The sequence below is a fragment of the Clostridium neonatale genome (assembly GCF_001458595.1).
In the GTDB taxonomy this organism is placed as follows: domain Bacteria; phylum Bacillota; class Clostridia; order Clostridiales; family Clostridiaceae; genus Clostridium; species Clostridium neonatale.
Genome location: NZ_LN890328.1, coordinates 2,478,387 through 2,492,143, shown reverse-complemented (window position 1 = coordinate 2,492,143; position 13,757 = coordinate 2,478,387). Strand labels below are relative to the sequence as shown.

The 13,757-nt window shown below is 30.1% G+C and carries 17 protein-coding genes; all 17 read left to right on the top strand.

Annotated features, from left to right (window positions below; translation table 11 throughout):
- The first annotated feature begins 5 nt into the window (after window positions 1-5).
- The gene (locus BN2920_RS18195; RefSeq protein ID WP_058296386.1) at window positions 6-773 is read left to right on the top strand and encodes a CheR family methyltransferase; all 768 of its coding nucleotides are present in this window, start codon (window positions 6-8) and stop codon (window positions 771-773) included.
- Between the two features lie 14 nt (window positions 774-787).
- Window positions 788-2,806, top strand: coding sequence for a chemotaxis protein CheA (locus tag BN2920_RS18190; RefSeq protein WP_058296385.1), 2,019 nt, complete (start codon window positions 788-790; stop codon window positions 2,804-2,806).
- Window positions 2,807-2,845: 39 nt separating this feature from the next.
- On the top strand, window positions 2,846-3,445 hold the full coding sequence (locus tag BN2920_RS18185; protein WP_058296384.1) for a chemotaxis protein CheC: 600 nt from the start codon (window positions 2,846-2,848) through the stop codon (window positions 3,443-3,445).
- Between the two features lie 21 nt (window positions 3,446-3,466).
- Window positions 3,467-3,826 (top strand): response regulator, encoded by a 360-nt coding sequence (locus BN2920_RS18180; RefSeq protein WP_058296383.1) that lies wholly within the window; start codon window positions 3,467-3,469, stop codon window positions 3,824-3,826.
- A gap of 48 nt (window positions 3,827-3,874) precedes the next feature.
- Window positions 3,875-4,276 (top strand): chemotaxis protein CheW, encoded by a 402-nt coding sequence (locus tag BN2920_RS18175; protein WP_058296382.1) that lies wholly within the window; start codon window positions 3,875-3,877, stop codon window positions 4,274-4,276.
- Window positions 4,277-4,297: 21 nt separating this feature from the next.
- Window positions 4,298-5,299 (top strand): flagellar motor switch protein FliM, encoded by a 1,002-nt coding sequence (fliM, locus tag BN2920_RS18170; protein ID WP_058296381.1) that lies wholly within the window; start codon window positions 4,298-4,300, stop codon window positions 5,297-5,299.
- Complete coding sequence (fliY, locus tag BN2920_RS18165; RefSeq protein WP_058296380.1) at window positions 5,289-6,455, top strand: flagellar motor switch phosphatase FliY; 1,167 nt, start codon at window positions 5,289-5,291, stop codon at window positions 6,453-6,455. Before fliM ends, fliY begins: the two co-directional genes overlap by 11 nt.
- 121 nt (window positions 6,456-6,576) lie before the next feature.
- Window positions 6,577-6,846, top strand: a complete 270-nt coding sequence (locus BN2920_RS18160) for a flagellar biosynthesis anti-sigma factor FlgM (protein ID WP_058296379.1) — start codon at window positions 6,577-6,579, stop codon at window positions 6,844-6,846.
- 5 nt (window positions 6,847-6,851) lie between these two features.
- Window positions 6,852-7,262, top strand: a complete 411-nt coding sequence (locus BN2920_RS18155) for a flagellar protein FlgN (RefSeq protein WP_058296378.1) — start codon at window positions 6,852-6,854, stop codon at window positions 7,260-7,262.
- Between the two features lie 243 nt (window positions 7,263-7,505).
- On the top strand, window positions 7,506-9,320 hold the full coding sequence (flgK, locus tag BN2920_RS18150) for a flagellar hook-associated protein FlgK (RefSeq protein WP_058296377.1): 1,815 nt from the start codon (window positions 7,506-7,508) through the stop codon (window positions 9,318-9,320).
- Window positions 9,321-9,339: 19 nt separating this feature from the next.
- A complete protein-coding gene (gene flgL / locus BN2920_RS18145) occupies window positions 9,340-10,377 on the top strand; it encodes a flagellar hook-associated protein FlgL (protein WP_058296376.1) in 1,038 nt (345 codons plus the stop codon).
- Window positions 10,378-10,392: 15 nt separating this feature from the next.
- Window positions 10,393-10,818 carry a flagellar assembly protein FliW gene (gene fliW, locus BN2920_RS18140; protein WP_058296375.1) on the top strand — a complete coding sequence of 142 codons (426 nt, stop codon included), beginning with the start codon at window positions 10,393-10,395 and terminating at the stop codon, window positions 10,816-10,818.
- A 4-nt stretch (window positions 10,819-10,822) separates the two neighbouring features.
- Window positions 10,823-11,041 carry a carbon storage regulator CsrA gene (gene csrA, locus BN2920_RS18135; protein WP_058296374.1) on the top strand — a complete coding sequence of 73 codons (219 nt, stop codon included), beginning with the start codon at window positions 10,823-10,825 and terminating at the stop codon, window positions 11,039-11,041.
- Between the two features lie 33 nt (window positions 11,042-11,074).
- Window positions 11,075-11,482, top strand: coding sequence for a flagellar protein FlaG (locus BN2920_RS18130; RefSeq protein WP_083498855.1), 408 nt, complete (start codon window positions 11,075-11,077; stop codon window positions 11,480-11,482).
- Window positions 11,483-11,508: 26 nt separating this feature from the next.
- Complete coding sequence (locus BN2920_RS18125; RefSeq protein WP_058296373.1) at window positions 11,509-11,802, top strand: hypothetical protein; 294 nt, start codon at window positions 11,509-11,511, stop codon at window positions 11,800-11,802.
- A 12-nt stretch (window positions 11,803-11,814) separates the two neighbouring features.
- Entirely contained in the window at window positions 11,815-12,192 is a 378-nt protein-coding gene (gene fliS / locus BN2920_RS18120; protein ID WP_058296372.1) for a flagellar export chaperone FliS, read from the top strand.
- Window positions 12,193-12,217: 25 nt separating this feature from the next.
- Entirely contained in the window at window positions 12,218-13,741 is a 1,524-nt protein-coding gene (gene fliD / locus BN2920_RS18115) for a flagellar filament capping protein FliD (protein ID WP_058296371.1), read from the top strand.
- Window positions 13,742-13,757: the final 16 nt, after the last annotated feature.

The following is a 13,757-nucleotide window of genomic DNA, read 5'->3' as shown; positions in this document are numbered from 1 at the left end:
ATCATATGGATTTTAATGAATTCCATAGATGGGTTCATAGAGAACTTGGAATAAATTTATCAGCATATAAGCCGGAACAGCTTAATAGAAGAATTAATAGTTTGATGACAAGAGTTGGCGTTAAATCTTTAGATGAGTATACTTTACTAATAAAAAATAATAGTGAACAAAGACAAAAATTCTTAGATTTCATTACTATAAATGTAACTGAATTTTTCAGAAATCCAGAACTTTTTAAAGAGTTAGAAAATCAAATAAAAAATAATTTATTAATTAATAATTCAAGTTTGAAAATATGGAGTGCAGCTTGCTCTATAGGATGCGAGCCTTATACATTAGGAATTATATTGGATAAGTTGTCTCCAATATCAAATCATAATATAATAGCTACAGATATTGATAATACGATTCTTTCTAAGGCGAAAATAGGGGAATATACAAAAAATGAAATGAAATCTGTTAATAATGCAGATTTAAATAAATATTTTAAAATAGTGGACGATAAATATTATATCGATGAAAAAATCAAAAAGATGGTAACTTTTAAGAAACATGATTTAATACTCGATAGTTATGAAAATAATTTTGATTTAATTGTCTGTAGAAATGTCGTCATCTATTTTAATAATGATATTAAACAAGAAATCTATGAAAAATTTAGTAGGTCATTAAAAAAAGGTGGGCTTTTATTTGTAGGGGCTACAGAAAGTATATATAACTATAGAGATTATGGCTTTGAAAAAGCTTCCACTTTTATTTATAAAAAAGTATAAAAGGAGGAATAAAGATGGATACATCTCAATATATGTCAATGTTTTTAGAGGAGTCATTAGATAATTTACAGACACTAAATGAATCACTTCTTGATTTAGAGCAAAATCCTGAAGATACTGATAAAGTAAATGAAATTTTCAGAGTAGCTCATACAATTAAAGGTATGGCAGCAACTATGGGATTTACGGATCTTGCTGAATTAACTCATAAAATGGAAGACGTGCTAGCAGAATTCAGAGCTGGAGAATTAAAAGTTACTCAAGATGTAGTAACAGTTTTGTTTGACTGTCTGGATACATTAGAAAGAATGGTTGATAATGTTCAAGAAGGCTCAGATGAAAGCGTTGATATTGATGGAATTATGAAGGCACTTGAAGACATTAAAGAAAGAGGCGTTTCAGGTAGAGATATTGCCCCAAAAGAAGTAGAAATAAATAATTCGCCAGCAGGGACAAATACAAGCTTGCAATTAAACCAATATGATACATCTGTAATAAAGCAAGCTAATGAAAAAGGATATAATGCAATAGAATTAAATATAACCTTAAGTGAAAATACTCTTTTAAAATCAGCTAGAGCATTTTTAATTGTAAAAGACTTAGAAGAACATGGAGAAATATTAAAATCAGATCCATCAACAGAAGAAATTGAAAATGAAGAATTTGATTTTGAATTAAAATTTATTCTAATAACAAAAAATAATGTTGATGAGATATTACAAGTGGTAAATGGTATATCAGAAGTTGTTAAGGTCGAAGGAAATTTAGTGGAGTTAGAGCCAGTTGAAGAGAAAAAAGAAGAACAGAAAGCTGAATCTAATACAAAACAGCCTAAAGCAGCTCCTAAGGCAGAACAAAACCAACCGGCAGCTAAGAAAGCTTCTCCTAAGAAAGAAATGAAAAAAGCACATCAATCAGTAAGGGTTGATTTAGAGAGAATAGATAATTTGATGAATATGGTTTCAGAACTTGTAATATATAGAACACGACTTGAACAAATAGTTGTTTCACAAAAATCGCCAGAATTAAATGAAACATTAGAACAAGTAGGAAGGACAACATCTGATTTACAAGACTTAGTAATGAAAATAAGAATGTTGCCGTTAGATACTGTATTTAACAGATTCCCAAGAATGATAAGAGATATATCTGTTGAGCTTGACAAAGAAATTAATTTTGTAATAGAAGGCGCTGAAACAGAATTAGATAGAACTGTAATTGATGAAATTGGAGAACCATTAATTCATTTATTAAGAAATGCAGCTGACCATGGAATTGAATCAAAAGAAGAAAGAGTTGCTAAAGGCAAAACACCAGTTGGAACAGTAAAGCTTGTTGCTTACCAAGAAGGAACTAAGGCATTAATTAAAGTTATAGACGATGGTGCCGGAATTAATGTTGAAAAAGTAAAAGCTAAAGCTGAAGAAAGAGGAATTAATACAGAAGGTCTATCAGAAAATGATATCAAGAATTTGATTTTTGCTCAAGGATTTAGTACTAATGAAGTTGTAACTGATATATCTGGTAGAGGTGTTGGGATGGATGTTGTTAAAACAAAAATTGCAGCACTTGGTGGAACTGTAGACCTATATAGTGAAGAAGGAAAAGGTTCAACATTTGTAATCAAATTACCACTTACATTACAAATTATACAAGCTCTATTAGTTAAAGTTGGAGAAGATACATTGGCAATTTCTTTAGGATTCATTGATAGGGTAATTGATTATAAAGAAGAAAATATAAAGAGAAGTAATGGAAAAGAAGTAATAGTTTATAGAGAAAATGTGATTCCTTTAATAAGATTAAATGAAACTTTGGATATAGAGTCTAGCGAAACTGATAAAAAATTTGTTATAATAGTTAATGTAGGCGATAAAACAATTGGTTTATTAGTAGATTCACTACTAGGACAACAAGAAATAGTTATCAAGCCTTTAGGCAAGACATTGAAGAATTTAGATCAATACATAGGTGCAACTATACTTGGTAATGGTCTAGTGACCTTAATATTGGATGTAGGAGCGCTACTATAAAATGAAAAATAGAAACTTTTTTAAGGGGGGAAAATAAACTTGGATTATTCTAACTTAAATAGTATACAGCTAGATGCTCTTAAAGAAGTGTCTAATATAGGAGCTGGTAATGCAGCAACAGCTCTCTCTATGTTACTTGGAAAAAAAGTAGATATGACTGTTCCGGCAGTAAATGTAGTAAGATTAGAAGATGTGGTAGAAGAAGATGGAGAATGTGCAGTTGCAGGAACTGTAGTAAGAGTGCTTGGAGATATTTCAGGAAACATCCTATTAGTATTTTTAAAAGATACAGCTAAAAATATAACCAAAAAGTTAGTTGGAAGTGATCAAGAACCAGATAGCGAAATGGGAAGATCGGTATTATGTGAGATTGCAAATATTATATCGGCATCTTATATGAATTCCATTGCTCAATTAACTGGACTAGCTATGGCGCCATCTGTTCCAGCTGTTGCATATGATATGTTAGGAGCAATTCTTACAACAACATTTATAGAATCTAATCAATACGATGAATATATATTAGATATAGAAACAGTATTTTTAGACGATACAGAGGAAAATATAGGAGGACACTTTTATTATATCCCGATGCCGGGGTCTTTGGAAAAAATATTAAAATCAATAGGAATAAGTTAAGTTTATGGAGGGAAGTTTAAAATGGCGAAAGTTTTAATTGTAGATGACGCAGCATTTATGAGAATGATGATAAAGGATATATTGGAAAAGAATGATTTTGAAATAATTGGGGAAGCAAGCAATGGAGTAATGGCAGTAGACATGTATAAAAAAGAAAAGCCAGATGTTGTAACAATGGATATCACAATGCCTGATATGGATGGGATTGAAGCTGTTAAACAAATAAAGGCATTTGATCCAGATGCAAAAGTAATAATGTGTTCAGCAATGGGGCAACAATCAATGGTTATGGACGCTATAAGAGCTGGAGCAAAAGATTTTATAGTAAAGCCATTCCAAGCGGATAGAGTTTTAGAAGCTATAAAGAAAGTAATTGGTTAATATTATTTACGAATTAAAGTGTTTTGAGTAATAAAAGGAGGGGAGAATATGCAGATTGTAGTATTTAAACTTGGAGATGAGCATTTCGCAGTAGAAACTGAACGTGTTCAGGGAATAAATGATATGATGGGTATTACGAGAGTTCCAAAGGCGCCAAGTTATATTAAAGGACTAATTAATTTACGTGGAAGTATTAAATCTCTTGTTGACATAAATTTATTATTAGATGTTAATTCAAGTGTAGTGCAAAATAATATAATAATACTAACAGTTGAAGATGAAGAAATAGGTATTTCTGTAGATGAAGTAGAAGAAGTTTTAGATATAGAAGAAAATAGTATACAAAAGCTTGAAAAAGATTCAAATAAAGCACAACCATATATAAAAGGTATATTGAATTATGAAGATAAACTTTTGACAATAATAGATATAGACAAACTGTTAAATTAATTATTGAAATGAGGGTGGAATATGGCAGATGTTTTATCACAAAATGAGATAGATGCTCTGTTATCAGCTTTATCTACAGGTGAATTGGAAGCTGAAGAAGTGGGAAAAGATGATGATAAACACAAAGTCAAATTATATGATTTTAAAAGCCCACAGAAGTTTTCAAAAGAACATATAAGGACGTTAGAATTAATTCATGATAATTATGCAAGAATAATTTCTAATTATCTAACAGGCCAGACAAGACAAAATGTTAAGGTAAAGATAGAAACTGTAGAGCAGATAACATACGAGGAATTTATTCATTCTGTGCAAAATCCAACTATTATGACAATATTCAAAATGCCACCATTATCTGGAACAATATTGTTTGAGACAAATCCACAATTTTCTTTGCAGGTAATTGATATATTGCTTGGTGGAAATGGAACTAGGAAAACTGAAACTAAGGAATTTTCAGATATAGATAAAAATATAATGAAACAAATAACAAGTGGTATGATTAGTAACTTGAAGTTAGCTTGGGAATCAGTTGTAGAAGTTGAGCCGGAAGTTGAAGGTATAGAAACCAATCCAGCAATTAATCAAACTATGGCACCTAATGATCCAGTTGCATTAATAACTTTTTCAGTAGAAATGAACAAAAGAAGCACTTTTATAAATATGTGTATTCCATATTTAAGCATTGAAAAGATACTTGATAAATTGGTAGTGCAGTATGCCTTTACCAATATAGATGAAAACTTAATAGCTGAATCTAGGGTTAAGATAGAAGAAGGCATTAATAAAGTTGATGTTGAAATAATAGCTGAACTTGGAAAAACTAGCAGTTTAACTGTAGATGATTTCTTAAGATTAAATATAGGTGATGTAATTAAACTTGATAATAAGAGTTCGTCCCCAATAAAAGTATATGTAGGAGATGAAGAATGCTATTATGCAAAGCCAGGTGTGACAGGAAAAAATATGGGAGTTATGATATTAGATATAACAGATAAGGAAGTGAATGGGTATGAGCAATGATTTTTTATCTCAAGAAGAAATAAATGCATTATTATCAGGTGAAGATACTAGTGATACAAGTACAGATAAAGCAGATGAAGAATTAATAACAGAAATAGATAAAGATCTTCTTGGGGAAATAGGTAATATTTCAATGGGGTCTGCATCAACAGCATTATATCAATTAATAAATCAACAAGTGAATATTACTACACCAGTTGTATCTGTAACAACATTAAAAGAAATAAGACAAGGATTTGAAACTCCAAATATAATTTTAGATATTAAATATATAGAAGGAATAGTGGGAAGAAATATATTAATTATTAAAATACAAGATGGAGCTGTCATTTCAAACTTGATGATGGGTGGAGATGGAAAAATAGAGGCTAATCTTACAACATTATCAGAAATAGAAATTAGTGCTGTATCAGAAGCTATGAATCAAATGATAGGTTCTGCAGCAACATCAATGGCAACAATGTTTGGAAGAAAGGTTGATATTTCACCACCAACATCAAAGGTTATAGAAAATGATGATATTGCAATTTCTGACGATATATCAGAAGATCAACCTATAGTTAAGGTTTCATTTAGATTAACAATAGGTGATTTAGTAGATAGTAATATAATGCAAATATTTCCAATTGAGACTGCTAAAAATATAGTTGCAATAATGACTGGGGAAGATAAAGGTCAAGAGGAAGTGGAAGCAGTGAAACAAAGTGAACCTATTCAAAATAAAGAAATAGAACAACCAGTTCAAGCTCCACAACCACAATATGCACCGCAACAACAACAATATCAACAACCTCAGTATCAGCAGCCACAGTATGCACAACCGCAATATCAGCAGCCGGTTGAAGTACACCAAGCTGCATTTGAACCATTAGTTCCACAACAAGGTGTACCTCCAATGAAAAATATGGATTTAATATTGGATGTGCCACTAGATATTTCAGTTGTTCTAGGTAGAACAAGAAAAAGTATTCAAGATATATTAAATCTTGGAACTGGATCTTTGATAGAATTAGAAAAGCTTGCAGAAGAGCCAGTTGAAATATTAGTAAATGGTAAGCAAATAGCACTTGGGGAAGTAGTTGTAGTTGATGAAAACTTTGGTGTAAGAATAACTAGCATTGTAAGTAATGTTGAGAGAATAAGAAATTTAAAATAATAAGAAAGACTCCTTTTATAGGAGTTTTTTTATTTTATCCAAAATCTTAATATTAATAATGCTAAACTTAATTTTAATGTGTACGATAAATAAATAAGAAAATTAGAATGGAGAAATGTTTATGAGTATTAGTAGAATAAGTAATCAATCATATATAAATTCGTATACTTCAGGTAAAGTAACACAAATGGATAAAATGAGAAATACCAAGTCTACTGATAGAATAGAAATTTCATCATTAGGTAAAAGTCTTCAAGAGTATTCATTAAATGGTGAAATAGATAATTCTAAAAAAATAGCAGAACTGAGAACTAAGGTAGACAGCGGAACTTATAATATAGATGCAAGGCTTACAGCTAAGAGTTTATTATATGCGATGAAGGAGAAATAAGCTAAATGTTAAATGAACTTATTGGATTAATAAAAGAGCAGGACAACAGGTTAAAAGAATTGATGGAATTACTTCAGATGCAATATGAGTTTATTGTTAACAAAAATCTATTTGGATTGGAAGACTTGGTAGATCAAATCAATGATTGCAGTAAAAGAGTAGCAGAAGTAGAGCTCCGAAGAAGAAATCTAATGGGAAATAATAGTTTGACACAGTTTGTTTCAGAACAAAATAACGAAGAACTGAAAAAAGCTTATGAAAATATAAAAAAGACATTGGATGAGGTTAAAGTAAAAAAAGAAACAAATGATATATTACTAAAACAAAGACTAAGTTTTAATTCTAGGATGCTTGCTATATTAAATCCAAGCAGAGAAATTAAAACTTATAATTCTTATGGAAGTTTAAAAAAATAATTCATAGTCAATGTACAATTGATAATGTATGGAGTGGTAGATATCAAGAGTACAATTAAGGATGAAAGGACGTTGTGAAAGTTAATGCAAGGAAATTTTAAATTTCTGATTTTACTTTTACTAAATAATTTTAAATATATACACTTACAATATATGCTTAGGTATATATAAAAATATATTAATTATTGAAAGATAGGAAGTTGAATATATACAGGGATGTTAAAAAATGAAAGGTAGGATAAAATGGCAGGTTTATTTGACACGTTTAATATTTCGAAGAGAGGATTAAATGTACAACAATCTAACATCAATACATCATCGCACAATATTGCAAATGCAAATACAGTAGGGTATTCTAGACAAAGATCTGTAATAGAAACTACAAGACCATTTGGTGGTGCTTCAAGATTTGATACATGCACAGTAGGACAAGTTGGTACAGGTGCAGAAGTTACTGCGATACAAAGAGTTAGGGATACATTTTTGGATTATCAAGTTCGTAATAAAACTACAGAATCTGGGACGTTGAATATTAAATACCAATACTTATATCAAACAGAAAGTATTCTTAATGATTCATCAGATTCTGGTATCCAAAATGCTTTGAATGAATTTTTCGATGCTTTCCAAGAAATTTCTAAAGCGCCTGAAAAGACAAGTAATAAAGATGTAGCAATTTCACAAGCTGCTGCTTTAGCGGATATGATTAATAGCAAATATACTCAGCTTGAACAAAAGAAGAGTGATGCTCAAAAGCTACTTGGTCAAAATGTACAAGAAATAAATGATATATTAGATTCAATCAATAGCTTAAATAAGCAAATATCAAGTGTTGCTGCAGTTGGTATGACACCAAATGATTTGATGGATAAAAGGGATAATTTATTAGATGAATTGAGTAGTAAGTTTGGAATTAATGTTGATAGGGATAAGTATGAAACTATAAATGTTACAGCTTCAGAATCAGGAGTATCAATAGATGGAGTTAATAAATTAGTTGCATCAAGTCCTAATGATGAATATTTGAGATTTTCATATATTAGTGATGTTAAGAAAACAGGAGATGGAGAATTAGAGTTAACTTATAATAAACTTGGAAATGATAAAGATCCAGTAACTATAAAAGTAAAATGTGATAAAGGCAAAGAGCAAGAAACAATTGATAGTTTATTAGAAACTAGAGTAGTTTTAACAGATAGTAAGGGGAATATAACTAAGACAGATGGTACTGCAGTAGATGCTACTGGAATAAGTATAGATGACTTGAAAAAGGTTATGGTCAATTCTGGAAATGGCATAAGGAGTGGTGAAATAGCAGGTAATCAGTCAGCGCAAGAATCAATACAAAATGCTATGGATGATTTGGATAAATTGGCTATAAGTTTAGCATATACAGTTAATGCTATACAAACAGGAAGCTTAGACGGAACTGGTGGATTAAAGTATTCAGATGGAACCAGTGCAGAATTGATTTTTGTTGTTAAAGATGGAACAACAGATGATGGTATAAATGCAAAAAATATATCTTTAAATTCTGCCATAAAGAATGATTCAAGTAAATTAATATGTGGGGAAGATATAGCAGATATTAAAGGGGATAAGGCTGGAACAAGAGCACTTGCAATAGCTAATTTATCAAGTAAACTAAAAATTGATTATACTGCTTTTGAAATAGATGGAATAACTAGAGATAAGTTCTTTAACGGAAATGTAGGTAGCGGAGATAGTAAGGAATATTCAGGTACAGGAATTAAATTCAAAGATACTGCAATAAATCAAGATTTAACAACTGATAAAGAAGGATCTACTATAAAAGATTATTATATAAAAATTACTAGTAATTTGGGTATAGATGTAAAAGCAGCTAAAGAAAATCTTACAACAGTTGCAAGTGAACTTGAATCTTATGAAGAGCAGAGATTATCTGTATCAGGGGTTTCTTTAGATGAAGAAATGACAGACTTAATAACATTTCAACATGCATATCAGGCAAATGCTAAGATGATAAATACAATAGATCAATTATTAGATGTTGTTATAAACGGATTAAAGGCTTAATAAAAAGAGGTGAAAATAAATGCAAAGAATAACTAATTCAATGATGACAAGCAAATTTTTAAGCAATATGAAGAGAAATTTAAATAATATGAGCACATTACAAAATCAGTTAGCTTCAGGAAAAGAGATACTAAGAACATCTCAAAATCCTTTTATTGCTACAAGAAATAAACAATTAAGTAATCAGCTTTCTGAAAACGAGCAATATAATGCTAATATTAAAGATACTTCAAATTGGTGCGATACAACAGATACAGCACTTGCACAAGCAGGAAATGTTATGGCTAGAATTAAAGAACTTATGGTCAAAGCAGGAAATGGTTCTTATAGTGAGGATGAAATATCAACTATAAAAAATGAAGTTGTAGAAAAGTCAAAAGAATTAGCACAAATCATGAATACTACATTTGATGGAGCGTATATATTTGGTGGAACTAAGGGGACCACTAAACCTGTGACTGTTGATGCAGATGGGAATATAGCGTATGCAGATCCGGAGGGAAATGGATTTGGAAATGCTAGTTTTACAGGTACAGCTACAAGTTTGACTGGAACTGATTTGACTAATGTTCAAAATCAATTAGAAACACATTTAAAAACAGAAATTTCACAAGGAGTAGTTGTAGAGTATAACAAAACTGCAACGGATATTTTTGAATTTACTGATTCAAAATTAACACCTAACAATGTAAATGTTATGGATGAAATAAGTAGCTTGATTAAAAATTTAGGAGTATTATCAGATAAGAATGCATTAGATGCTGATCAGTCAGCAGCATTATCATATGTAAATGGTGATGGATTGAGTAGGATGGATTCAATAATTCAAAATTTATTATCTAATAGAGCTCAAGTTGGAACTATGCAAAATAGAATGGAAAGTGCAATGGAAACTAACGAAGATCAAAATTACAATATGACTGATATTCTATCAAGTTCAGAAGATATTGATTTTACAGAAAAGACAATGGAATATGCTGTAATGCAGACCGTATATACAGCAGCTCTCCAAACTAGCTCAAAAGTATTAACTAATACAATAATGGATTATATTTAGGCAGGAGTGGAATAAATGATATTTAATTCAAAGGTACATGGACCAATAGAATATGAAGAAAAGGATATTTTAACTTTTAATAAGGGAATCTTGGGATTTGAAGATCTAAGAAAATTTATCCTAATTGACTTAGAAGAATATGAACCTTTTAAATTATTTCATTCATTGGAAGATGATGAACTAGGGCTTATAGTAACTTCTCCATATGATTTTTTTGAGGAATATAAAGTCAAACTAGGAGATGATGTGGTTGAACATTTAGGAATAAAAAAACCAGAAGATGCAATAATAGTAACAACAATAACACTTAATTCAGACCCTAAAAAGATCACAACAAACTTACAGGGACCTATAGTAGTTAATACATTAAATAATTTAGGAGAACAAATTATTATAGATAATTGCAAGTATAAAGTAAAAGAACCACTAATGAAGGAGTGATTAGATGCTTATTATAACAAGAAAAAAAGGTGAGTCACTCATGATTGGTGATGACATAGAAATTACTATAAGTAAGATAGAAGATGGAAGCGTAAAAATAGGAATACAAGCACCTAAAGAAGTGAATATATTAAGAAAAGAACTCTTAGAAGAAATAAAGAATGAAAATAAAAGTGCGGCAAGTATGAATTTAGACTTATTAAAAAATATAAAAAAGAAATAAGTAGTGAGTAATTTTCAAGGAGGAATGTGTAACATGGATGTTAATTCTATTAATAGGAATCAAGATTACTTAAAAAACTATGCTAGAAATGCTGAAGTAACACAATATACAGGTTATATTTCTAATGAAGAAAATATATCTAAAAATTCAATGGTGCAAAAATCATCAACGGAAGAAGAAGTATTTGCTAATCAAAATAAAAATGAAAAAGAAAATTTTACAAAAGAAGATTTAGATAAAGCTGTGAAAAAATTAAATAAATTTTTAGAAGATGAGAAGACACATGCTGAATATGAAAAGCATAAAGATTTAGGAACTATAATGGTTAGAATCGTAGATGACGAGACAGAAAAAGTAGTAATTGAATTACCACCTAAGAAAGTATTAGATATGATAGCTAGTATGTGTAAGCAAGTTGGATTAATTGATAAAAAGGCATAACAATCTAATTAAAAGGAGGTTGTTCTTTGGAATTTAAATTGAATAAAATAGATACTGATATTAGAGAAAAAATATATGAAAGCACAAAAGCAGATAAGATCCATGGAGCAAATGAGGAAGATGAAATTACTAAACTTAAAGATTATGATGAACAAAAAGAAAAAAATAATAAGAACGAATCAAGAAAAAATAAAAGTAAAAAATATATTACAATTGATGGTATAAAACAAGATAATATCACAGTAGATGTGCAAGTGGAAAAAATAGTAACAATAAACGAAGAAGATTCTAAAGGTAGAATTTTAGATGCAAAGAAATAGGGGGATTTAGGAATGTATCCAAATGCTTACAATGTATATAAAAATAATAGTGTAAATTATGCTTCAAAGGATCAGCTACTATTAATGCTTGTGGATGGGGCAGTAAAGTTTGCTAAAATAAGTAGACAAGCGATAGTAGACAAAGATATAAAAAAGGCTCATACCAATTTAATAAAAACACAGGAAATATTTATTGAACTGATGGTGAGCTTAGATATGGACCAAGCAGAATGGACAAAGGATCTTATGCAAATTTATGCTTATATTAAAGACAAGTTAGTAGAAGTTAATATGAAAAAGGATATTAAAATAATGGATGAAATCCTTCCTTTAATAGAAGAAGTGAGAGATTTATGGCATGAAGCTGATAAAAGAGCAAAACATCAATAAAGATTGAAATTAAGGAGTGATAAATATGTCAAGTGTATCAAGAACAAGAGCAACTAATCTTACAGGATTAATTGATATTGATTCTTTAGTTGAAGCAAACTTACTTAGACAGAAGACGAAGATAAATACAGCAACTCAAAAATTAAAAGTGGAACAGTATAAGCAAGAACAATATAGAGAAATTCAAACTAAAGCTAAGAAATTTTATAATAAGTATTTTGATGTTGCAAGTGGAGATAGCCTTTTTAATGCTAAAACTTATAATGCTATGAAGGCAGTTTCAAGTAACTCGGATGCAGTTACAGCAACAGCAAGTACAAATGCTTCAGCAGGAAGTTATAAAGTTACAGTTAATAATGCTGCTAAGGCTGCCTCTCAGTCTATTGGGGAAGAGGATCTAATGAGCCTTAAGGGAAAAACTATAATAATAAAGGATAAAGAATTCACATTAAAATCAGATGCTACAAATGGAAAAGAGATAGCAGAAGATTTGAATAGCCAATTAAAGAGTGCAGGAATTAATATAACAGCTACATTTACAGACCTTTATGGTACTAAAGGCGGAATGGTTATTAAATCTAATGTTGCAGGAACAGCTGGTGATTTCAGTATAAGCTACAAACAACCTGATGAAATTGCGAATATTGTAGGGTTTAACGGCTTTTCAGGGAATACAGGAAGTAATGCTTCAGTAACTATAGAAGATTTAGCCACAGGAGCATCTAGAGAATATACAGATATCTCCAATGAAATTGAAGTTGATGGAATTAAATTTAAAATAGATGAAAATGCAGTAGCAGGTTCTGAATCTAAAATCACTGTAAAAGCTGATGGAACAGAACTTAAAGACAAAATAGTAGAATTCATTGATGATTATAATGAACTATTAGGTAGTATTAATGGAAAATTATACGAAGAATACGATAGATCTTATTTACCACTAACGGATGAGGATAAAGAAGGATTAAGTGATAGTGAAATTGAAAAGCTTGAAAAGAAAGCTCAAACAGGTCTTCTCAGAAATGACAGTTATTTAAGTGATTTTGCAGATGATATGAAGATGACAATGGCAAGTGTAATGAAAAAAGAATGGGGAGGAAGTTCAGTAGGATTAAGTCTTGAGAAGATAGGAATAAAACCAATTGAAGATTATACATCACAAAATGGATTATTTACTGTAGATGAAGATACCTTGCTTGAAGCAATTGAAAGCAATATAGATGGTGTAAAAGAATTATTTACACGTGGTATGAGCAATGCCTCATCAAGTGAAAGTGATGGTGTATTTGTAAAATTAAAAAATAATCTTTATGAACATGCAACAGGAACATTTTCAAGATTGGCTAATAGAGCTGGTATTGCAAATGGGGTTACAGCAAATACTAATGAAATGACAAAAGATATTGAGCAAAGAAAAAAAATGATAACTCAGATGCAGACAGCCCTTCAAGAAAAAGAAGATGCATTATATACAAAATATTCTACGCTTGAAAGTAATTTGGCTTCTTTACAATCACAACAAAGTTCTTTATCTTCATATTTCCAATAAAATAGAAAAGGATAGA

Coding starts and splice junctions, on each gene's coding strand:
- BN2920_RS18175 (WP_058296382.1), top strand. CDS start 3,875: ATGCAGATTGTAGTATTTAAACTTGGAGATGAGCATTTCGCAGTAGAA.
- fliM (WP_058296381.1), top strand. CDS start 4,298: ATGGCAGATGTTTTATCACAAAATGAGATAGATGCTCTGTTATCAGCT.
- BN2920_RS18195 (WP_058296386.1), top strand. CDS start 6: ATGGATTTTAATGAATTCCATAGATGGGTTCATAGAGAACTTGGAATA.
- BN2920_RS18180 (WP_058296383.1), top strand. CDS start 3,467: ATGGCGAAAGTTTTAATTGTAGATGACGCAGCATTTATGAGAATGATG.
- csrA (WP_058296374.1), top strand. CDS start 10,823: ATGCTTATTATAACAAGAAAAAAAGGTGAGTCACTCATGATTGGTGAT.
- BN2920_RS18160 (WP_058296379.1), top strand. CDS start 6,577: ATGAGTATTAGTAGAATAAGTAATCAATCATATATAAATTCGTATACT.
- fliY (WP_058296380.1), top strand. CDS start 5,289: ATGAGCAATGATTTTTTATCTCAAGAAGAAATAAATGCATTATTATCA.
- fliD (WP_058296371.1), top strand. CDS start 12,218: ATGTCAAGTGTATCAAGAACAAGAGCAACTAATCTTACAGGATTAATT.
- flgK (WP_058296377.1), top strand. CDS start 7,506: ATGGCAGGTTTATTTGACACGTTTAATATTTCGAAGAGAGGATTAAAT.
- BN2920_RS18155 (WP_058296378.1), top strand. CDS start 6,852: ATGTTAAATGAACTTATTGGATTAATAAAAGAGCAGGACAACAGGTTA.
- flgL (WP_058296376.1), top strand. CDS start 9,340: ATGCAAAGAATAACTAATTCAATGATGACAAGCAAATTTTTAAGCAAT.
- fliW (WP_058296375.1), top strand. CDS start 10,393: ATGATATTTAATTCAAAGGTACATGGACCAATAGAATATGAAGAAAAG.
- BN2920_RS18130 (WP_083498855.1), top strand. CDS start 11,075: ATGGATGTTAATTCTATTAATAGGAATCAAGATTACTTAAAAAACTAT.
- fliS (WP_058296372.1), top strand. CDS start 11,815: ATGTATCCAAATGCTTACAATGTATATAAAAATAATAGTGTAAATTAT.
- BN2920_RS18190 (WP_058296385.1), top strand. CDS start 788: ATGGATACATCTCAATATATGTCAATGTTTTTAGAGGAGTCATTAGAT.